Origin of the sequence: Nonomuraea sp. NPDC050394 (assembly GCF_044459065.1) — a bacterium.
GTDB lineage: Bacteria > Actinomycetota > Actinomycetes > Streptosporangiales > Streptosporangiaceae > Nonomuraea.
The window spans coordinates 883,433-903,261 of sequence record NZ_JBITIO010000001.1 but is presented as its reverse complement, the minus strand read 5'-3'; the positions used below and the strand labels follow the sequence as shown (position 1 = coordinate 903,261).

Genomic DNA, 19,829 nt, shown 5'->3' with positions numbered 1-19,829 from the left:
AGGTCCCATCGTCATGATCGCTTCCAGGACGCTGTCCGTCTTACTGCTGGCCGCCCTGGCGGGCTGCGGGCTCGCCGACACCCCCACCACCGGCCGGGACGGTCCGGGCACGGGCGTCATCCGGGTGGGCGCGGTCAGCTCGCTCAGCGGGCCCGTCACCTTCCCCGACTCCTCCGCCGCCGCGAAGGCCGTCTTCGACCGGGTCAACGAGCAGGGCGGCATCAACGGCCAGAAGATCGAGTACCTGGTCGCCGACGACAAGGGCGACCCGGCGGCCGCCGCGCAGGCCGCCCGCGACCTGGTCACCAACCAGGGCGTGGTGCTGCTGGCCGGTTCTGCCAGCCTGCTGGACTGCGCGGTCAACGCGCCCTTCTACGTCCAGTCGGCGATCGTCGCGGTCCAGGGCACCGGCGTCGACCCGACCTGCTTCGAGTCGCCGGCCATCTCGCCGGTCAACACGGGGCCGTACCTCAACATGGCGATCAACATGTACTACGCCTCCGAGGTGCTCAAGCGGGACAAGGTCTGCATGTTCCTGGCGATCCTCGGCAACACCAACGACGCGTACGGCGGCGCCGTACGGAGCTGGTCGAAGCTCACCGGCAAGAAGCTCACGCTCGACGACCGCACGGTGAAGCCCGACTCCGACCCGACCCCGTTCGTCCTGCGCGCCCGCTCGGCCGGCTGCCAGGCGGTCCTCTACAACGGCACCGAGCCGATGGCGATCGCCTGGATGAAGGTGGTCAAGCAGCAGAACGTCACCGGCATCGACTGGCTCCTCACCACCGCCCCCTACACCGAGGCGGTCGCCAAGGCGCTCGGCCCCGACGGCGAAGGCACCTACGCGAACGCCGAGTTCGAGCCCTTCACCGACGCGGACTCGGCGGTGCTGAAGGACTGGCGCGAGCTGATGGCGGCCAAGAAGGTCCCGCTGACCTCGTTCGGCCAGGGCGGGTATCTGGCCGCCACCTACGTCGTGGACACGCTCAAGGGCATCAAGGGCGCGATCACCCGCGAGTCGGCCGGCCAGGCGTTCAAGGCGCTCAAGCCGATCGAGAATCCGCTGGTGGGCACGGCGTACGAGTTCGGCGCGGCGGCCAAGCACCGGTCCAACCGGGCCGGGAAGATCGTCCAGTTGCGCGGCGGGGCCTGGCAGGTCGTCACGCCCGAGTGGGTGCGTTATCCGGGGACGCTCGGCTGATGCTCCAGGGCCTCGTCTCCGGGCTGGCGGCGGGCGGCACCTACGCCGCCCTCGGCCTGCTGCTCACCGCCATGTACCGGCTGACCGCCACGGTCAACCTGGCCGTCGCGGCCACCGGCATGGCCGGGGTCTACGTGATGGCCGCGCTGGCCGAGACGGGCCTGCCGTACGGGATGGCCGCGGTCGCCGGGGTGGCGGCGGGCGCGCTGACGTCGGCGGGGTGCGGCGCGGTCATGGTGCGGTGGTTCGCCGGCAGCGGCGCCCAGCTGCGCACGGCTGTCTCCATCGCGCAGCTCATCGGGATCATCGCGCTGGCCTACATCCTGTTCGGCGACACCCCGCGGGTGCTGCAGAACCCGGCCGGCGCGCCGGTGGCCACGCTGGCCGGGGTGGTGGTCACCTGGGGCACGCCCGTGCTGATCGCGCTGGCGGTGCTCATCGGCGGCGGCACCCACCTGCTGCTGGCGCGGACCTCGCTCGGGCTGCGGCTGCGCGCCATGGCCGAGCGGCCGGTCACCACCGAACTCCTCGGCATCGGCACCCGCGGGCCGGCGGTCGCACTCTGGGGCGCCGCCGGCGCGCTGGCCGCACTGGTGCTTCTGCTGGTCGCGCCGGTGCGCTCCAGCGACATCCTGTCGCTCAGCATGCTCATCGTGCCCGCCTGCGCCGCGGCGCTGGCGGGCGGGCTGACGCGGCTGCCGGGGGCGCTGCTGGGCGGGCTGGCGCTGGGCCTGCTGGAGGGTCTGCTGGCCGGTTCCGCCGCGGTGCGCGAGTACCGCGACGCGGTGCCGTTCGCGGCCATCCTGCTGTTGCTGCTGTGGAGCCGGCGCGGGGAGGTGTGGGATGCCGCGCGCTGACCGGGCCGTCCGCCGGGGACTGGCCGCGCTCGCCCTCGCCATCCTCGCGTACGGCCTGGCCGCCACCCTGCCCGCCTACTGGGTGTTCCTGGCCATGTCCGCGGTCATCTCCGGCGTGCTCTTGCAGAGCCTCGGGGTGATCGCCGGCCAGGCCGGGATGGTCTCGCTGTGCCAGGCGGCCTTCGCCGCGATCGGCGCCTGGAGCACCGCGCAGCTCAACCTGTGGGGCGTGCCGGGCGGGCTGTACGTGTGGCTGCCGCTGGCGGGCCTGGCGGCGGTGCCGTTCGGGCTGCTCATCGGGCTGCCCGCGCTGCGCCTGCGCGGGGTGCACCTGGCGATCGTCACGCTCGGCTTCGCGGCGACCGTGGACATCGTGCTGGCCGCCGCCTCCTTTCCCGGCGTGGACCTGGGGCTGAGCGTGGGCCGGCCGGCGGGGCTGAGTTCGGAGCGGCAGTACTTCCTGTTCTGCGCCGGGGTCTTCGCCCTGGTCGCGGTGGCGCTGGCGGTGGTGCGGCGGACCAGGTTCGGCGCCACGTGGCGGGCGTTGCGCGAGTCGGAACGGGCCACCGCGGCGGCCGGTACGAGCGTGCCGGGGGCCAAGCTGAGCGCCTTCGCGGTCAGCTCGTTCATCGCGGGGCTGTCCGGGGCGCTGCTGGCCGGGCAGCTGGGCATGCTGCTCGCGCGCAACTTCGACCCCGGTCAGTCGCTGACCGCGTACGCGGTGGCGGTCATGGCGGGGGCGCACCACGCGGAGGGCGCGCTCATCGGCGGCGCGCTCGGCGTGCTGGTCGCGGAACTGCTGAGGCGGTTCGGCATCCCGCAGCAGTGGGCGAACGTGGTCTTCGCCGTCGGCGCCATCCAGGCCTTCACCCAGGGCGCGGGCATCAGCGACGCGCTGCGCGCGGCCATACGGCGGCGCGACGGTCACCGGGCGAGGGCGCCGGTTCCGCTCGCGGAGAAGGCCGTTCCCCAGGCGGCCACCGGTACGGCGTTGCGGATCACCGGGCTGAGCGTGCGCTACGGGCAGGTGGCCGCCGTCCAGGACGTCTCCCTGGAGGTGCGGGCGGGTGGCGTGCACGGCCTGGTCGGGCCGAACGGCGCGGGCAAGTCCTCGCTGGTCGACGCCATCACCGGCTTCACCACCGCCACGGGGACGGTGGAGCTCGCCGGACGCGACCTGAACGGCCGGCCCGCCCACCTGCGGGCGCGGGCGGGCCTGCGCAGGACGTTCCAGCAGGACCGGGTGCCCACCGGCCTGACCGCCGGGGAGTACCTGCGCTTCGCCGCCCGCCGCCCGCTGACCGCCCGCGACCTGGCCGAGGCGCTCGGCGACCTGGTCGCCGTGGACCCCGGGCGGACGGTCACCGACCTGGACGTGGGCACCCGGCGCCTGCTGGAGGTGGCCGGAGCGCTGCTGGCCCGGCCCGAGCTGGCCGTGCTGGACGAGCCCGCCGCCGGGCTCGGTCATGCCGAGACCGAGCGGCTCGGCCGGTGGCTGCGCGCCGCTCCTGAGCGGTTCGGCTGCGCCGTCCTGCTCATCGAGCACGACCTCGACCTCGTGCGGGCGGTCTGCGCGCGGGTCAGCGTGATGGACTTCGGCCGCGTCATCGCCGACGGCCCGCCGGCCGAGGTCTTCGCCGAACCGCGGGTGCTGCGCGCCTACCTGGGTGAGGAGGTGACGGCGTGACGCTCTCCCTGGATGGGCTGACCGTGGCGCGCGGCGGGCAGCCGGTCGTGCGCGAGGTCACGCTGCGCGCCGGGCACGGGCAGGTGAGCGTGCTGCTCGGGCCGAACGGCGCGGGCAAGACCACCTTGCTTGAGGCGGTCTCCGGCGTCCTGCCCAGCCGTTCGGGCCGGATCACGCTCGACGGCCACGACCTGACCGGACGGCCGCGCACCCGGCGGGCCCGGCTCGGCCTGGCCCACGTCGAGCAGAGCCGAGCCGTCTTCGCCACGCTCACCGCCCGCGAGAACCTCCTGCTGGCCGGCGACCCGGACCGGGCGCTGACGCTCTTCCCCGAGCTCGCTCCCCGACTGGAGGTGCGGGCCGGGCTGCTGTCCGGCGGCGAGCAGCAGATGCTGGTGCTGGCCCGCGCGATCCTGCGCGAACCGGCCGCACTGCTGCTGGACGAGATGTCCATGGGCCTGGCCCCGGCGGTGGTGCGCAGGCTGCTGCCGGTCATCCGCGCGCTGGCCGACGCCGGGTGCGCGGTGCTGCTGGTGGAACAGTTCGCGCACGCCGCGCTGGCGCTGGCCGACGCCGCGTACGTGCTGTCGCGCGGCGCCCTGACCTACAGCGGCGACCCCGGGCCGCTGCGCGAGGACGACTCCGCGCTGCGGCGCGCCTACCTGGGAGAGGACCGGGCATGACGACCGCGGATCTGGTGCTGGTCAACGGGCGGGTCCTGACCATGGATCCGGCGATGCCGTACGCGAGCTCGGTGGCGGTGCGCGGCGGCGAGATCGTCCACGTCGGCGAGCGGGCCGCGCGGTGGGCGGGACCCCGTGCCGAGGTGATCGACCTGCGCGGGCGGCTGCTGCTGCCCGGCGTCAACGACTCCCACCTGCACGCCGTCGGGTACGGGCTGCACCGGCCGCCGTTCTGCCTGGACGTCGCGCTCGGCTCCGTCGCCGCCGTCCAGGACAAGGTCGCCCACGCGGTACAGCAGGCCAAGCCGGGCGCCTGGATCAGGGGCATCGGCTGGCACCCCGGGCGGCTGGCGGAGGTGGCGGCGGGCCGGACGATGACCGCGGCCGACCTGGACGCCGCGGCCCCCGCGAATCCGGTGGTGCTGCAGGACTTCTCCGGCCACGCGGTCTGGGCCAACAGCACGGCGCTGCGCCTGGCCGGAGTCGAGTCGTCCGGGGGCGTGCTGCACCACGGCGAGCAGAGCCTGGTCATGCGGGCGGTGCCGCATCCGGAGGGCGGGCTGGCCGCGGTGGTGCGCGACGTGGTCGCCGAACTCAACCGGCTCGGCATCACCAGCTTCACCGAACCCGGTCTCGGGCCCGGCGGCGAGGAGGCGTTCGCGGGCGGCATGAGCGGCGCCGCGCTGGACGCCTACGTCGAGCTGGCGCGCTCGGGCGAGCTGACCGCGCGGGTGAGCGTGCTGGGCCTGCCGAGCCCGATGTCGGGCGCGTCGGTGGCCGACACCCGGGCCTGGCTGGCCGATCCGCCCCGGCTGGACGGGGTCGATCCCCGGGTGCTGCGGCTGCTGGGGGTCAAGGTGTTCGCCGACGGGATCCCGCCTTCCGAGACGGCGTGGATGCGGGAGCCGTACCCGTCGGGCGGGCACGGCTCGCTGTGCACGCGCGGGGACGGCGACGCCGAGCGGGTGGCCGAGCTGGAGGAGATCATGCGGCTGGTGCACGCCGCCGGTCACCAGCTGGGCGTGCACGTGGTGGGCAGCCGGGGCGTCGACGCGGTGACGGCGGCGCTGGCGGCGCTGCCGGGCGGGGCGCGGCACTATCTGATCCACGGGCAGTTCGCGAGCGAGGCGGCGCTGGCCACGCTCGCCGGGCTCGGCTACGGCATCAACCTGCAGCCGGTGCTCCAGGCCATGGAGTCGGACACCACCCGCGCCCTGTTCGGCGCGGACTGGGCGGAGCGGGAGTGGCCGGCGCGCTCGGCGCTCGCGGCCGGAGTGAACACCGCGTGCAGTTCCGACGCGCCGGTGACCGGCCCCGACTGGCGGGCCGGAGTGGCCGCGCTGGTCGCCAGGCGGGGCCAGGGGCTGACGCTGGAGGAGGCGCTGGGCACCTACACGCGCGGCGCCGCCTGGCAGGACCACGCGGAGGGCTGGAAGGGCACGGTCAGCGCCGGCAAGGTCGCCGACCTCTGCGTGAGCGCGGCGACGGCACCGGCCGAGCTCGTCGACGCGCCGGTCGATCTCACGGTCTTCGGCGGCAGGATCGTGCATCCGGGCTGAGCGCCTGGATACCGTTCGGGCATGGGTGCGGACATCTGGGCGGCCGGAGATGCCTACGAGGGCTACATGGGCCGGTGGAGCAGGCCGGTGGCGGCGGCGTTCGTGACCTGGCTGGGCGTCCCGGCCGGGCGGCGCTGGCTGGACGCCGGCTGCGGGACCGGCGCGCTGACCGCCGCGGTACTGGCCGCCGCCGCGCCGGACGGGGTCGCCGGAGCCGATCCGTCGGCCGGGTTCGTCCGGCACGCCCGCGACCTGGTCGCCGACGCGCGGGCCGGGTTCGCCGTCGCGGACGCGCGGGCTCTGCCGTTCGGGGACGGGCGGTTCGGCGCGGCGGTGAGCGGGCTGGTGCTGAACTTCGTGCCCGATCCGGCGGCGGCCGTCGCGGAGCTGGCCAGGGTGACCGCCCCGGGCGGCACGGTCGCGGCCTACGTCTGGGACTACGCCCGGCGGATGGACGTGATCAGGGCCTTCTGGTCCGCGGCCGTCGAGCTCGATCCCGACGCCGGAGCGCTGGACGAGGGTGCCCGGTTCCCGCTGTGCCGTCCCGAGCCGTTGCGGGCGCTGTGGGACGGCGCCGGGCTGGCCCGGGTAGAGGTCGCGCCGATCGACATGGACGCGGTGTTCCGGGATTTCGACGACTACTGGCGGCCCTTCCTCGCCGGTCAGGGACCGGCACCGGCGTACGCGGCCGCGCTGCCGCGGGCGCGCCGGGCGGCGCTGCGTGAGCGGATCCGGGAGCGGATGCCGGCGGCGGCGGACGGCTCGATCACCCTGCGGACCCGCGCCTGGGCGGTACGCGGCGAGGTATTGGCCCACTGAGACACCACCGCATTGGACTCCGTTCGTGGACCAAGACTCCTCTACTGTCGGAGGCATGATCGCCCTTCCCACCCTGGCCCTGTTCGCCGCCACCGCGCTGGCCCTGGTCGTCATCCCGGGGCCGAATCACCTCTACATCGCCGCCCGCGGCCTGGCCCAGGGGCGCTCGGCCGCGCTGGCCAGCGCGTTCGGGGTGGAGGCCGGCACGCTCGTGCACATACTCGCCGCCGCCGCGGGTCTCTCCTACGTGATCACCCAGTCGGCCGCCTTGTTCTCGATCGTCAAGTGGGCCGGCGTCGCGTACCTCGTCTACCTGGGCATCCGCGCGCTCACCGGCAAGGACGAGCAGCACGCCCAGGCGCCCGAGCCGCAGCCGTTGCGCAAGGTGTTCCTCGAAGGCGTGGTCATCAACATCCTCAACCCCAAGGTCACACTGTTCTTCCTGGCGCTCCTGCCGCAGTTCGTGGACCCGGCCGCCGGCTCCCCCGCGCTCCAGATCGTGGTGTTCGGCGCCATCCTGCTGGTGCTCGGCCTGCTCTCGGACATGATCTACGCCTTCACCGCCGGCGCCCTGGGCCACCGGCTGGCCGCCAAGGCGCGGGCGCTGCGCTACTTCTCCGGCGTGGTCTACCTGGGACTCGGCGTGGTCACCGCGCTCACCGGGAGAAAATAGGCCGCATGGCACCGAGGAAGCAGCGGGAGATCTTCGCGGCGACGCTGCGGCTACTGGCCGCCAAGGGCTACGACGGGCTGACCGTCGAGGGCGTGGCCGAGACGTCGGGCGTCAACAAGACGACGATCTACCGCTGGTGGCCCTCGAAGGCCGCCCTGCTGGCGGCGGCGCTGGTCGAGGCGGACATGCTCGAGTTCGAGGTGCCCGACACCGGATCGCTGCGCGGCGACCTGGTGGCGCTGGTGGAGGCGATGGGGGTGCTGCTCACCGAACCGCCCGCGCGGGATGTGGCGGTGGCCGCGCTCGGCGCCGCCGTACACCATCCCGAGATCGACGCGCGGCGCTTCTTCGCCGACCGCCTCGCCCGCGAGCGCGTGGTCTTCGAGCGCGCGGTACGGCGCGGCGAACTCCCCGAGTCGACCGACCCGATGCTCGTCATGGACCTGCTGGCGGGGGCGATGTGGATCAGGGCGGTGTTCAGGGGCCTGCCGCTGGGCGCCGATTTCGCCGCCGAGGCGGTCGCCGCCGTGCTCGACGGGGTCAGCTAGCCTCGTTCAGCGCCGCCGGAATGCGCTCCAGCACCGGGTGCGGCACCAGCCCGTAGGCGTAGAAGTCGACCGCCGCCGCGCCCGCCGCCTTGGCCCCGAGCGCCTTGGCCACGAGCCGGTCGGTGGAGTCGCTGTCGGGGTAGCCGGGGCGCAGCACGGTCCGTACCTCCCGGTCCTTGCCGACCGAGCGGAGATAGGCGCCGACGTCGTCGGCCACCCGGGCGGCGTCGCGGGCGTAGGCGAGCACGCCGAAGGCGGGCACCAGGTCACCCAGGGCGACCAGGTCGACGCCGAGCTGCCAGGCGTCGTGGGCGGCCAGGCCGGGCGATGGCAGGCCGTCGCGGTAGCCCTTGACCGAGCCGGTGTAGTCGATGAACACCAGCTTGGAACCCTCCTCCGCCACCGCGGACGCGACCTCGGACACCAGCGTGGTCACGGTCTCCGAGCGGGCGCGGGCGTAGGCCACGACGTCGGGACCGGCGTAAGCGGTCAGCGCGGCCCTGGTCACCTCACCCTGGGCGGCGGGGTCGCCGTCGAAGACGCCGCCGACGATCCTGGCGCACTCGTCCCGCGCCACCTCGGCGTTGACGCCCAGGTCGGTGGCGCGGCGCATGCAGTAGTCGCAGAAGCACAGGCCGAACAGGTAGTTGTCCATGGGGCCGAGCGGGACGAAGGAGCGCTCGGGGCGCAGCGGCCGGAAGTGCAGCGACTCGGCCACCACGCTGTCGACGCCGAGCCTCGCCACCGACCTGGCCAGCGCCACGGCGTACTCGCGCACGTCGGGGTGGGCGGGACACAGGTCGGTGAGCGAGCCGCGGTCGCCGAAGCAGTCGCGCACGGTCACGTCGGGATGGCGGGTGCCGAGCGTGAGGTTGCGCAGGAACACCGTCCAGCCGTGGAGCTTCAGGCCCCGCTTCGAGCAGGCCTCCCGGACGCCGTCGAGGGCGTCGGTGTAGCCGGGGACCGGCGTGAGGCGCAGCCCGGCGAACAGCTCGTGCGGCGGGACGAAGTGGGCGCCGTCGTGGCGCAGGGTCAGCCTGGACAGCCCGTGCGGGGTGACGTCGCGGGAGCCGTGGTGCACGGCGCCCACGGTGATGCCGGCCGTGCCGTATCCGGCGACACGGTCGAGCACCTTGTCGACGCCCTCACCCCGGAGGTCCTCGACGAAGACGTATACCGAACTGTCCACGGGTTGACCTTACGCGCTCTTGTGCGCGACGAAGTCGATCTCCACCAGGATGTCCATCAGGTCGGATCCCACCGTGGTGCGGACCGGGAAAGGCTGGTTGAAGTACGACTTGTACACCTCGTTGTAGGCCGCGAAGTCGCGCTTGAGGTGCTGCAGGTGCACGGTCGCCTTGACCACGTCGTCGAAGCCGAGCCCGTGGGCGGCCAGGACGGCGCCGAGGTTCTTCATCGTCTGGTGCGTCTGGGCGGCCACGTCGTCGCCGACGACCTCGCCGGTCACCGGGTCGAGCGGCCCGGCGCCCGAGGTGTAGACGAAGTCGCCGACCACGAGGCCCTGGGAGTAGGCCCCGACGGGAGCGGCGCCGTCGTTGGTCCTGATTTCCTTCTTCACGAGATCTCCTAGAAATGCGTGGTTATGGTGCCGACCTGGCGGTAGTCAGGGTCGACGAGGGGCAGCGCGCGCCACTTGTCGAAGGCGGTGCACGGGTGCGAGATGCCGAAGGAGAGCACGTCACCGGGGCGCAGGCCGTCGCCGTGCACGACCGTGTGCTGGTCCTGCACCTTGGCGACGGTCAGCCCCTCGCGCCTGGGCACCGGCAGCCCCTCGTCATAGGGCGCGTCGCGCTTGCCCATGCCGACGATCGCCAGGCCGGGCTCGGGGGTGGACAGCACGTGCGCGAAGATCTCGAAGGCCGGGCGCAGCTCGCCGTCGATCCGGTTGAAGGGGGTGCGCTCGCGGTAGTAGCCGTCGTCGTGGGTGACGTACGCGCCGCTGCGCAGCACCACCGTGGCCTGGGCGGCGACCAGTTCGCGCCCGATGACGTCGAACCACTGGCTGCCGCCGACGGTCAGGATGGGGTTCTTGACCCGCAGGTACTCGACCGCGTCCTGGAGCAGGCCCAGATATTTCCGGACTTCTCCGGCGGAGGTGAGCGCGCCCTCGTACCCGGCCACTCCGGCCAGCGACACACCATCCACGGTCTGGATGTATCCGGCCAGATCCACGACCTCGTCCACCGACCGGCAGCCCGCGCGCCCACCGGCGTGCCCCAGCTCCACCAGCACGCGGAACCCCCGCGACGGCGCGTGCGCGCGCAGGATGTCCACGCCCTCGCGCGAGTCGGCGAAGCACAGGAAGTCGAACCCGGGGTCGCGCTCCAGCTCTGCCGCCAGCCAGCCGAGCCCGACCGGGTCCACGACCTGGTTGGCCACCATGATCCGGCTCGCGCCGAAGCCGCGGACGATCCTCGCCTGCCGGGAGTCGGCCACGGTCAGGCCCCAGGCCCCGGCGCCGAGCTGCATCGCGGCGATCTCGGGCGACAGGTGGGTCTTGGCGTGCGGCGCGAGCTCCAGCCCGTGGCCGCGCGCGAAGGCGGCCATCGTGGCCACGTTGTGCTCAAGCGCGGCGCGATGCACGACCATCAACGGCAGCTCGGACTCCGCGAGAATTCCCTGCACGATGCCCCCATTCATCCGCGTTGACCCTATCAACGCGAGCGCAGCGCCCGGCCTGGGGTGGCCCCGGTCAGCTCGCCTCCCGCCAGCACCTGGACACCGGAGACGAACACGTCATCCACCCCCGTGGCCGGCGCGCGCGGCGCGGCGTAGGTGGCCTCGTCGCCGACCTTGACCGGATCCAGGACGATCAGGTCCGCCGCCGACCCGGCGCGCACCAGCCCGCGCCCTGCCAGTCCGAAGCGGCGGGCCGGGTGGGAGGCCAGATGCACGGCCGCCTCCTGCCAGGTCCAGTCGCCCAGCTCGCGCACGTGCCGCCCCAGGAAGCGGGCGAAGGCGCCCCAGCCGCGCGGATGCGGGTGGCCGCCGACGTAGATGCCGTCGGAGCCGCCGGTCTGCACGGGGTGGCGAAGGATCCGGCGGACCGACTCCTCCCCCTCGGGCCCCTCGTCGGGCCGCGCGGTCACGCACCCGGCTTCGAGCCGCGTGTCGATGAGCAGCTTCTTGCAGAACTCCGCGGGCGGCAGCTCGGCGCGGGCCGCCGCCTCCACCATCGTCAGCCCCTCGGCCCAGGCGGAGCCGGGCGCGTGCGAGATCGTCAGCCTCGGCCAGGTGTCCTCCAGCGAGGCCCACCAGGTGTCGAGGTCGGGAGAGGCGAGCATCTCGACCGCCCGGTCCACCTCGGCCCCCGGCACCGACGGCGGCAGCACGACCATCGCCAGGATCGTGCTCCCCCGCAGGTAGGGATAGGTGTCGAAGGTCAGGTCGACGTCCTGGGCCAGCGCCCGTTCCACCAGCGGCAGCAGCACGCCCGCGGGCCCGTGCAGGTGCGAGACGTGCACCGCCGCCCCCGACAGCCGCGCGATCTCGCCGACCTCGTCCATGCCGATCGCGGCCTTCGCGCCATAGGCGCGCATATGGGTGACGTACGGCAGGCCGCCCAGCGGAGCACAGAGCGCGGCCAGTTCCTCGGCCGTGGCGTAACGGCCCGGCAGATACTCCAGCCCGCTCGACAGCCCGACGGCCCCCTCGCTCAGCCCGCGCTCCACCCTGGCCAGCATCGCCGCGATCTCGGCGGGCCCTGCCGCGCTCGGCGAGGGGCCCATCACGTCGTAGCGGATCGTGCCGTGTGGCAGCAGGTAGGCGGTGTTCAGCGCGACCGTCCGGTCGTAGCCGTCCAGCAGTTCGCCGACCGACAGCGGCCCCTCGTGCGGCAGCCGCCCGTTGACGGCGGTGAAGTACCGCGTGGCATAGGCCACGGTCGCGGCGGAGCCCGGCGCGAACGACAGTCCGTCCTGCCCCAGCACGAACGTGGTCACCCCCTGCCGCAGCGCCGCGAGCTGCACCGCCGGGTCGAAGACGGCGGCCTCACCGTGCGCGTGGCAGTCGACGAACCCGGGCGCCACGAACCGCCCGGCCGCCTCCACGATCCGCGCCGCCCGCGCGCCGTCCAGCCGGCCGACCGCCGCCACACGATCGCCACTGAGCGCCACGTCGGCCCGGTACGGCGGAGCGCCCGTCCCGTCGAGCACCCGGGCACCGCTGATGATCACATCGAAAGCCACTCAAGGATTAAACCTGATTTGGCACCCGGGCTGCCGTTCTCATACCGTCTGGCGACTTATCAGAAGGGACACCCGTGCGCCGCCTGACCATCCTCTCCCTCGCAGTCCTGATAGCCGGCGCCACCGGATGCGCGGGTGCGCGGCCCGCCGCCGAGCCCGCCGCCACCGGCCCCGCCTCGATGGAGCAGCCGGTGCCGTTCGGCAGTCACCGCGTGCCGTACGCGCAGGGTGTGCTGCGCCCGAAGGGCGACGCGGACGGGCAGGTGCGCGACTACTACGCCAGGTGGAAGGCGGCCTTCGTCACCGCGAAGTGCGGCTCGCTGCAGGTGGTCTCGCCGGACGCCGACCACCCGTACGTCGCCGAGGCCCAGGGCTACGGCCTGGTCATCGCGGCCACGATGGGCGACCGGGACCTCTTCGACGGCATCCTCACCTACGTCGAAGCGCACCCGTCGGTCAACGACCCCGACCTGCTCGCCGCCGAGCAGGACAAGAACTGCAAGAGTGTCAACGGCTCCGACTCGGCCACCGACGGCGACCTCGACGTGGCCTACGGCCTGCTCATGGCCCAGCGGCAGTGGGGCGGCGGCTATCGGGACAAGGCGGTCAAGCGGATCGCCGCGATCAAGGAGTCGGAGGTGAACCCGGACACCAAACTGGTCAAGCTGGGCGACTGGGCCACCCAGGACGACCCGCTGTCCAAGGTCTCACGCACCTCCGACTGGATGATCGACCACTTCCGGGCCTTCGAGAAGATCGACCCGGCCTGGGCGGAGATCCGGCAGGCGCACCAGAAGCTCATCGCCGAGATCCCGAACGAGACCGGCCTGCTGCCCGACTTCGTGAAGGACGGCAAGCCGGTCAAGGGCCAGGTACTGGAGGACGCGCACGACGGCGACTACAACTGGAACGCCCTGCGCGACCCGTGGCGCATCGGCGCCGACGCGGTGACCAGCGGCGACGCCGCCTCCACCGCCGCCGCCCGCAAGATGAGCACCTGGATCTCCAAGGTCGGCGACCCCGAGAAGATCGCCGGCGGCTACACCCTGGACGGCAAGCCGCTGGAGGAGGGTCCCGAGCCGGCGTTCGTGGCGCCGTTCGCGGTGGCCGCGCTCGTCCAGCCGGACGGGCAGGCCTGGCTGGACAAGCTGTGGGCGTACCTGACCTCGCGGGAGATCGAGAAGAAGGACTACTTCGCGGCCACCGTGCAGCTCCAGTCGATGATCGTCGCCTCCGGCAACCACTGGGTGCCCTAGCTGCCCCTGGTTCCGGGGGGGCAGCTGGCCGTGACGGTGACCGGTTGCCGGGCGAGCAGCTCCCTGGCCTGCGAGCGGGCCAGGTTCCAGCCGTTCCACGGGTCCGGCCGGTCCAGGCCGTTGGCCTTGACCACGTTGAACAACACGCAGCTGCGCTGGGGCTCCGGCAGCCGGACGAGCGCGGGCACGGCCTCCGCGCCCAGGTCGCCCAGGTAGTCGGAGTCCATCTGCGCCACGCCGCGCACCGCCACCTGGGTCTCGGCCACACGCAGGTCCGGGTTGGCCATGGCGAAGGCGCCCAGGCCGAGCGCCGTCACCAGGACGATCGTGCGCGGCAGCCAGCCCGAGCCGCGGCCCGCCAGCCGGGCCGCCCCGGCCAGCAGGACCAGCGCGAACACCAGGCCGAGCCACCAGACCGTGGCCTGGACCGAGATCCGCAGCCGCGACAGCCCGTACACCTCGGTGTAGAGGTCCATGCGGTGCAGCGCGGAGGCCAGGATGACCAGCGTCAGCGCGCACAGCACGCCCAGCTGACCGGCCAGCACCCAGCGCTCGCGGCGGCCGGTGCGCAGCACGCCCCCGGCCACCGCCACGATGCCGAGCACGATCATGCTGACCAGGACGAGCTGGAAGAAGCCCTCCCTGGCGTACTCGGCATAGGTCAGGCCCTCGGTGTTGCGCACCGTCGCCGCGCCGCCGAACAGGAACCTGATCTGCACCGCCACGAACGCCCCGAACAGCAGGTTCAGCGCGGTCAGCGGCACCAGCCAGACCGACCGCGCGACCGTGACCTTGACGCCGGGTCCGACGGGGTCCTTGACCGGCCGAAGCGCGACCAGGACCAGCGCCGACAGCAGCGCCCCGAACACCGCGAACAGCAGGATGCGCGACGGGAGCGACTCCATCCAGTCGGGCGTGGCCGTCAGCCGCTCCAGGTACCCGGCGAACACCCGGTCGGCCGAGGCGAACAGCAGCCCGAACACCCCGACCAGCACCACCGCGATGCCCACGCCCGCCAGCGCGGGCATGATCCGCCGCCGGGCGACCAGGCGCTTGACCGGCCCCGACAGCAGCCAGGGCACCGGGCCGAGCGCCAGCACCACCGACATGCCGCCCCTGATCACGCCCAGCCAGCCGGTGCCCGCGCCGGAGACCGCCAGCGCGATCAGCCCGGCGCCGGCCATCACCATGATCAGGACCAGCCAGTCGGCGTCCCTGATCACGGCCGTCGAGATCAGCCAATAGCCGGTCAGCCCGAACGCCAGCGTCCACGGCGTCGCCCTGCGCAGCACCGCCGGGAGCGCGGCGGCCCCGAGCACCAGCGCGACCAGCACCAGGCCGAGCCCGCTCTGCGCGTCCGGCAGCGCCACGGCGGCGAACACCCCCGCGCCCGCCGCCGCCGGGAGCAGCCAGCGCGGCGTCTCGGGCAGCTCGGGCCTCGGCAGCAGCGGGGGCGGCTGGTAGGGGGGTGGCGGCGGTCCGTAGGCGCCCGGCGCGAGGGGCTGCGGAGGTCTCCGCTGCTTGTACGGCTGCCGCGCCGCCGTGTCGGCGGCCACGACCGAACCCACGGCGCCGCCCGCGGCCGTGGCCAGGATCAGCGTGACCAGCGCGGCCACACCGCCGAACGCGACACCCATGACGACGGCGGCGAACAACCCGACGAGGAACCCGGCCAGCAGCCCCAGGAAGATCCCCCAGAACAACCGCCCGAACCAGTTCCCCGGCTGCCGCTGCCCGCCACCCGCGCCAGGAGGGCCGCCTTCAACCGGCGTGGGCCGCACCGGACCACCTGCCCCAACCGGCACAGGCCGCACCGCCGCATTCCCCCCGACCGGCATCGGTCGTGTGGGCGCGGCCTCGACCGGCACGGTGAGCGGCCCGGTGCGGGTGACCGCCGCTACCCCCTCGGCCCGCGCTGTCACCGCCACGCCGTCCTTCACCGGCGCAGGCATCTCTCCGGACCGCACCTGTGCCGTCGCCCCCGAGCTCGCCCCGGTCGTCGCCGTAGCGGCCACGCTGTCCTGTGGCTCTGCGGGGACATCTCCGGCCGCCACCGCCGGCTCATCCTGTGACATGGGCGGGTCTTCCGGTGTTGTTCCGGCCGTTGCCTCTGCCGTCACTTCTGCCACGGCCGCCGCCGCTGGGGCCTGTTCGGTGGCTGGGACCGCCTCCTCGGGGGCCGGGTGGGCCGCCTCGGGGAGTGCCCGTTCCGCCGGGCGCTCCTCCCCGGTCCCGACCGATGTTTCCGCCATCGTGGTCCTCCCCGGTAAGTCGACGACCATCCGGCATCCGGTGCCGTCGCCGATGTGAATGGAGCCGCCGTGCAGCTCGACGATCTCCTTGACGATGGCCAGCCCGAGCCCCGAGCCGCCCGAGTCGGCCGCCCGGCCGGAGTCCAGCCGGGAGAAGCGTTCGAACACGCGCGCCCTGGCCTCGGAAGGAATGCCCGGCCCCTCGTCGGCGACGGTGATGCGGATGCCCTGGCCCTGGCCCGCCCCCGTGATGGTGACCAGGGCGCCGGGCGGGCTGTGCCGTACCGCGTTGTCGAGGAGGTTGGCCAGCACCTGCGCCAGCAGGTCGGGGTCGGCGCGCACCACGAGGCCGGGCGGGATCCGCCCTTCCAGCCGCACGTCCTCGCGCGCCAGCTCCGCCTCGCGCAGCGCCTGCTCAAGCAGCGGCCCGAGTTCGATCGCCTCGGGCTCGATCAGGCGGGCGCCGGAGTCGAGCCGTGACAGGTCGAGCAGCTGGGTGACCAGGCGGCCGAGCCGTTCGGTCTGGGCGAGCGCGGTGCTCATCGTGACGGGGTCGGGCGTGGAGACGCCGTCGACGACGTTCTCCAGTACGGCCCGCAGCCCCGTGATCGGCGTGCGCAGCTCGTGACTGACGTTGGCGATCAGCTCGCGGCGCTGCCTGTCGACCTCGGCCAGGTCGGCGGCCATCGCGTTGAACGCCCTGGCCAGCTCCCCCACCTCGTCACGCGAGGTGGCGCGGACCCGGAGCGCGTAGCTGCCCTTGGCGATGGTCTGCGCGGCCGAGGCCATCTCGCGCAGCGGCTTGGTCATGCCTCTGGCCAGCCACTGGACCATGATCAGCGCGAGGAGGGCGGCGACGGCGATGCGTACCTCGCGCGAGTAGCCGGAGTTGATGCCGACTTCGTTGACCACGAACGCCACGCCCACGGCCAGGACGATGACGAGGCCCAGCTTGACCTTGATGCGGCCGAGGAAGTCGAGCGGCCTCATCGCCGCACCAGGGCGTAGCCCACGCCGTGCACGGTGCGCACGACGTCCGGGCCGAGCTTGCGGCGCAGCGCCCGTACGTGGCTGTCGACGGTCCTGGTGGCGGCGGCCTCGGAGAAACCCCACACGTCCGACAGCAGCCGGTCGCGCTCGAAGACCTGGCCGGGCCGTTCAGCCAGGCGGCGCAGCAGGTCGAACTCGGTCCGGGTGAGCTGGGCCTCCTGTCCGCCGACGAACACGCGGCGGGCGGCGGTGTCGATCTCCACCTCGCCCACGCGGATCAGCGTGTCCTCGGCGGCCAGCTGGACGGCCCGTTCGACCCGGCGCAGCAGCGCGTGGATCCTGGCCACCAGTTCGCGCATGCTGAACGGCTTGGCGATGTAGTCGTCCGCGCCCACCCCCAGCCCGACCAGCACGTCGGTCTCCTCCCCGAGTGCCGTCAGCATCAGGACCGGCACCGGGCGGGCCGCCTGCATCCGGCGGCACACCTCAAGGCCGTCGAGACCGGGCAGCAGGCGATCGAGGATCACCAGGTCGGGTTCGGCTCTGCCGTAGGCGGCCATCGCGCTCTCGCCGTCGCCGGCCACCTGGACGTCGAAGCCCTCGGCGGCCAGCCGGTCGCGTACCGCGCGTGCGATCGTCTCGTCGTCTTCGACGACCAGGACCCTTTTCACGACTCGAAGCCTAGAAGGGGACTGTGCAGACGACACTCGGCAATTTGTGGACATCCCGTGCAGACTTGTGCTCGTGAACGTCGCCGCGTACCTCTCCCGCATCGGCCGCCCCGACCTCCTCAACGCCCCGCCCAGTGCGGACAACCTGCGTGAACTGCACATCGCCCATATCGAACGGGTCTCCTACGAGGCCCTGCAGATCTGGCTCGGCCGGCCCACCACGGTCGACCCGCTGGAGTCGGCCACCCGCATCATCGGCGGCCGGGGCGGCTACTGCTACCACCTCAACGGCGCCTTCTCCCTGCTGGCCACGGCTCTCGGCTACGAGGTCACCAAGCACTTCGCCGGCGCCCAGCAGGACGCCGCCACCGGACCGCACCTCGCCGGCAACCACCTCGTCCTGACAGTCCGCCTGCCCGACGGCGAATGGCTGGTCGACCTCGGGCTCGGCGACGCCATCCGCGAGCCGCTCCCCCTGGTCGCGGGCACCTACCGCCAAGGACCCTTCGAGTACGGCCTGCGCCCATCGGAGATCGCGCCCGGCGGCTGGCGCTTCGACCACGACCCGCGCGGCTCGTTCATCGGCATGGACTTCGGCCCGGCGCCCGCGCGGATGTCCGACTTCGCCGGCAAGCACCGCGAGCTGACGACCTCGCCCGAGTCGGGCTTCGTCCGGGTCGCCGTCGTGCAGCGCCGCGACGCCGGCGGCGTGGACACCATGCGCGGCCTCGTGCTGACGAGGATCGGCGACCGCTCGCTGCGCACGACGATCACCACCCAGGAGGACTACTTCGCCGCGCTGGCCGACGTGTTCGGGCTCCCCATGGCCGACGTCAGCGCGCGGGAGCGGGAGAAACTGTGGCGCAGGCTCCAGGAGGCCCAGGAGCGCTGGATCAGCCGCAACGGCTCCCCGGCACGGGAAGAGAGCCCTTGAGCAGGTAGGCGTCCACCGCGGCGTCGACGCAGGCGTTCTTGCCGCCATAGGCGCCGTGGCGGTCGCCGTCCCAGGTGAGGAGCCGGGCGGAGGAGAGCTGCCCGGCGACGTCGGCGGCGTACTCGTAGACGCCGTCGGGGTCGCCGGTGTTGCCGACGATCAGGATGGGCGGGGCGCCCGCGCCGCTCAGGCGGCCGGCGTGCGGGTCGGCGGACGTGGGCCAGTAGGCGCAGTTGAGCAGCGTCTGCCAGACCGAGGACGGGCCGAACCTGGGCGAGTCCGCGGCGATCTTCGCGGCCAGGCGGTCGAGGTCGCGCCTGCCGTACCTCTCGGTGTAGTCCGCGCAGTTGATGGCCATGTTGGCGTCCTGGAAGTTGCTGAACCCGCTCTCCTGGCTGCCGCCCGCCAGCCACGCGGACATCTCCAGCATCGGCCCTCCGTCGCCCTGGTAGGCCTTGGCCAGCGCGTTCTCCAGCTTGGGCCAGCCGTCGGGGCGGTAGAGCCCGTACAGGACGGCCAGCCGCGCGGCGGGCTCGGTGAGCTCGCCGACCGGCAGGCCCCCGGCCAGGAAGCGGTCGAAGCGGTCCAGCACCTCCTCGCCGGTCGCGCCGATCGGGCAGTCCGCCCGCGCCCCGCAGGCGTCCGCGAAGCGGCGCAGGCCCTTCTCGGTGCCGGCCATCTGGAGCCTGATCACCTCGAACTGGCCGAGCGTCGGGTTGCCCGGTGAGTCGAGCACGAGCCGCCCGACGTGCCCGGGAAACAGGTCCGCGTACGTGGCCATGAGCGATCCGCCCCACGACAGCCCGAAGGCGGTGAGCTTGTCCTCGCCGAGCGCCTGTCTGATCCGGTCGAGGTCACGCGCGTGGTTCCTGGTCCCCAGGTACGGCAGGAGCGGCCCGGCGGCCTTCTCACAGGCGGCCGTCACCTTCCTCGCGGCGGCGAAGGCGGCGTCCTTCTCCCGGTCGGTGTCCGGGGTGGGGTCGGCGGTGAACGCGGCTGCCAGGTCCTCCTTGGTGAGGCACCGCACGGGACTGCTCTCGCCCACGCCGCGCGGGTCGTAGCCGATCAGGTCGTAGCGCTCGCCGAGGGTGTCGTGCGCCCTGGTCAGGACCCGCGGGAAGTCGAGGCCGGTCGCGCCGGGGCCGCCCGGGTTGAACACGAGGCTGCCGAGCCGCCGGGCGGGGTCGCGGGCCGGGAGGCGGGTGAGGGCCAGCGTGATGCGTTCGCCCCGGGGCCGGGCATGGTCGAGTGGTACGTCCAGGGTGCCGCACTCACGCGGACCGCACGGGCTCCACGCGATGCTGGTGTCCGTCCTGGTTCCGGGAGTTCGAGGTACGGCCGGCGGCGCCGCCTGGCAACCGGCGGCGAGGATGAGGGCGATGGGAAGGAGTTTCCGCATGCTGTCGAGGGTGCCGGGAAGGCTGGGCACCAGCCCACCTCACCAGGCACGATTCCGGGTAAACACATCGGTGTACCCCCCGCGCATGGCTA

General features: G+C 73.3%; 17 protein-coding genes. 10 read left to right on the top strand and 7 right to left on the bottom strand.

Annotated elements, in window-relative coordinates; translation table 11 throughout:
- The first annotated feature begins 13 nt into the window (after positions 1 to 13).
- The 8 genes from ACIBKY_RS04460 to ACIBKY_RS04425 are packed head-to-tail and all read left to right on the top strand — an operon-like array spanning position 14 to position 8,027.
- Entirely contained in the window at positions 14 to 1,201 is a 1,188-nt protein-coding gene (locus ACIBKY_RS04460; RefSeq protein WP_397094340.1) for an ABC transporter substrate-binding protein, read from the top strand.
- A complete protein-coding gene (locus ACIBKY_RS04455; protein WP_397094339.1) occupies positions 1,201 to 2,058 on the top strand; it encodes a branched-chain amino acid ABC transporter permease in 858 nt (285 codons plus the stop codon). Before ACIBKY_RS04460 ends, ACIBKY_RS04455 begins: the two co-directional genes overlap by 1 nt.
- A complete protein-coding gene (locus ACIBKY_RS04450; protein WP_397094337.1) occupies positions 2,045 to 3,745 on the top strand; it encodes an ATP-binding cassette domain-containing protein in 1,701 nt (566 codons plus the stop codon). The genes ACIBKY_RS04455 and ACIBKY_RS04450 overlap by 14 nt, the downstream gene beginning before the upstream one ends.
- Positions 3,742 to 4,428 (top strand): ABC transporter ATP-binding protein, encoded by a 687-nt coding sequence (locus tag ACIBKY_RS04445; RefSeq protein ID WP_397094335.1) that lies wholly within the window; start codon positions 3,742 to 3,744, stop codon positions 4,426 to 4,428. The genes ACIBKY_RS04450 and ACIBKY_RS04445 overlap by 4 nt, the downstream gene beginning before the upstream one ends.
- Entirely contained in the window at positions 4,425 to 5,987 is a 1,563-nt protein-coding gene (locus ACIBKY_RS04440) for an amidohydrolase (RefSeq protein WP_397094333.1), read from the top strand. Before ACIBKY_RS04445 ends, ACIBKY_RS04440 begins: the two co-directional genes overlap by 4 nt.
- 21 nt (positions 5,988 to 6,008) lie before the next feature.
- Positions 6,009 to 6,806 carry a class I SAM-dependent methyltransferase gene (locus ACIBKY_RS04435; RefSeq protein ID WP_397094332.1) on the top strand — a complete coding sequence of 266 codons (798 nt, stop codon included), beginning with the start codon at positions 6,009 to 6,011 and terminating at the stop codon, positions 6,804 to 6,806.
- A gap of 55 nt (positions 6,807 to 6,861) precedes the next feature.
- Positions 6,862 to 7,479, top strand: coding sequence for a LysE family translocator (locus tag ACIBKY_RS04430; protein WP_379621848.1), 618 nt, complete (start codon positions 6,862 to 6,864; stop codon positions 7,477 to 7,479).
- Between the two features lie 5 nt (positions 7,480 to 7,484).
- A complete protein-coding gene (locus ACIBKY_RS04425; protein ID WP_397094330.1) occupies positions 7,485 to 8,027 on the top strand; it encodes a TetR/AcrR family transcriptional regulator in 543 nt (180 codons plus the stop codon).
- Here ACIBKY_RS04425 and ACIBKY_RS04420 read toward each other — a convergent pair.
- The 4 genes from ACIBKY_RS04420 to ACIBKY_RS04405 are packed head-to-tail and all read right to left on the bottom strand — an operon-like array spanning position 8,020 to position 12,235.
- A complete protein-coding gene (locus ACIBKY_RS04420; protein ID WP_397094329.1) occupies positions 8,020 to 9,216 on the bottom strand; it encodes a hypothetical protein in 1,197 nt (398 codons plus the stop codon). The two genes, ACIBKY_RS04425 and ACIBKY_RS04420, sit on opposite strands and share 8 nt — an antisense overlap.
- A gap of 9 nt (positions 9,217 to 9,225) precedes the next feature.
- Positions 9,226 to 9,606, bottom strand: a complete 381-nt coding sequence (locus ACIBKY_RS04415; RefSeq protein ID WP_379621854.1) for a RidA family protein — start codon at positions 9,604 to 9,606, stop codon at positions 9,226 to 9,228.
- Positions 9,607 to 9,614: 8 nt separating this feature from the next.
- A complete protein-coding gene (locus tag ACIBKY_RS04410; protein ID WP_397094328.1) occupies positions 9,615 to 10,673 on the bottom strand; it encodes an alanine racemase in 1,059 nt (352 codons plus the stop codon).
- A gap of 29 nt (positions 10,674 to 10,702) precedes the next feature.
- A complete protein-coding gene (locus ACIBKY_RS04405) occupies positions 10,703 to 12,235 on the bottom strand; it encodes an amidohydrolase family protein (protein WP_397094326.1) in 1,533 nt (510 codons plus the stop codon).
- Positions 12,236 to 12,309: 74 nt separating this feature from the next.
- On the opposite strand from ACIBKY_RS04405, the gene ACIBKY_RS04400 reads away from it, so the two are divergent.
- Entirely contained in the window at positions 12,310 to 13,491 is a 1,182-nt protein-coding gene (locus tag ACIBKY_RS04400; protein ID WP_397094325.1) for a glycosyl hydrolase family 8, read from the top strand.
- On the opposite strand, the gene ACIBKY_RS04395 is transcribed toward ACIBKY_RS04400, so the two are convergent.
- Entirely contained in the window at positions 13,488 to 16,733 is a 3,246-nt protein-coding gene (locus ACIBKY_RS04395) for a DUF4153 domain-containing protein (protein ID WP_397094323.1), read from the bottom strand. The genes ACIBKY_RS04400 and ACIBKY_RS04395 overlap by 4 nt on opposite strands.
- Complete coding sequence (locus ACIBKY_RS04390; protein ID WP_397094322.1) at positions 16,730 to 17,404, bottom strand: response regulator transcription factor; 675 nt, start codon at positions 17,402 to 17,404, stop codon at positions 16,730 to 16,732. Before ACIBKY_RS04390 ends, ACIBKY_RS04395 begins: the two co-directional genes overlap by 4 nt.
- Before the next feature lie 73 nt (positions 17,405 to 17,477).
- Here ACIBKY_RS04390 and ACIBKY_RS04385 point away from each other — a divergent pair, with 73 nt between their 5' ends.
- On the top strand, positions 17,478 to 18,338 hold the full coding sequence (locus ACIBKY_RS04385) for an arylamine N-acetyltransferase (protein ID WP_397094321.1): 861 nt from the start codon (positions 17,478 to 17,480) through the stop codon (positions 18,336 to 18,338).
- Here the strand turns inward: ACIBKY_RS04385 and ACIBKY_RS04380 are convergent.
- Positions 18,298 to 19,767, bottom strand: coding sequence for an alpha/beta hydrolase (locus ACIBKY_RS04380; RefSeq protein ID WP_397094319.1), 1,470 nt, complete (start codon positions 19,765 to 19,767; stop codon positions 18,298 to 18,300). The genes ACIBKY_RS04385 and ACIBKY_RS04380 overlap by 41 nt on opposite strands.
- Positions 19,768 to 19,829: the final 62 nt, after the last annotated feature.

Excerpts from the sequence above, each read along its gene's own strand:
- ACIBKY_RS04395 (WP_397094323.1), bottom strand. The coding sequence starts at position 16,733 with ATGAGGCCGCTCGACTTCCTCGGCCGCATCAAGGTCAAGCTGGGCCTC.
- ACIBKY_RS04435 (WP_397094332.1), top strand. The coding sequence starts at position 6,009 with ATGGGTGCGGACATCTGGGCGGCCGGAGATGCCTACGAGGGCTACATG.
- ACIBKY_RS04440 (WP_397094333.1), top strand. The coding sequence starts at position 4,425 with ATGACGACCGCGGATCTGGTGCTGGTCAACGGGCGGGTCCTGACCATG.
- ACIBKY_RS04455 (WP_397094339.1), top strand. The coding sequence starts at position 1,201 with ATGCTCCAGGGCCTCGTCTCCGGGCTGGCGGCGGGCGGCACCTACGCC.
- ACIBKY_RS04460 (WP_397094340.1), top strand. The coding sequence starts at position 14 with ATGATCGCTTCCAGGACGCTGTCCGTCTTACTGCTGGCCGCCCTGGCG.
- ACIBKY_RS04450 (WP_397094337.1), top strand. The coding sequence starts at position 2,045 with ATGCCGCGCGCTGACCGGGCCGTCCGCCGGGGACTGGCCGCGCTCGCC.
- ACIBKY_RS04430 (WP_379621848.1), top strand. The coding sequence starts at position 6,862 with ATGATCGCCCTTCCCACCCTGGCCCTGTTCGCCGCCACCGCGCTGGCC.
- ACIBKY_RS04425 (WP_397094330.1), top strand. The coding sequence starts at position 7,485 with ATGGCACCGAGGAAGCAGCGGGAGATCTTCGCGGCGACGCTGCGGCTA.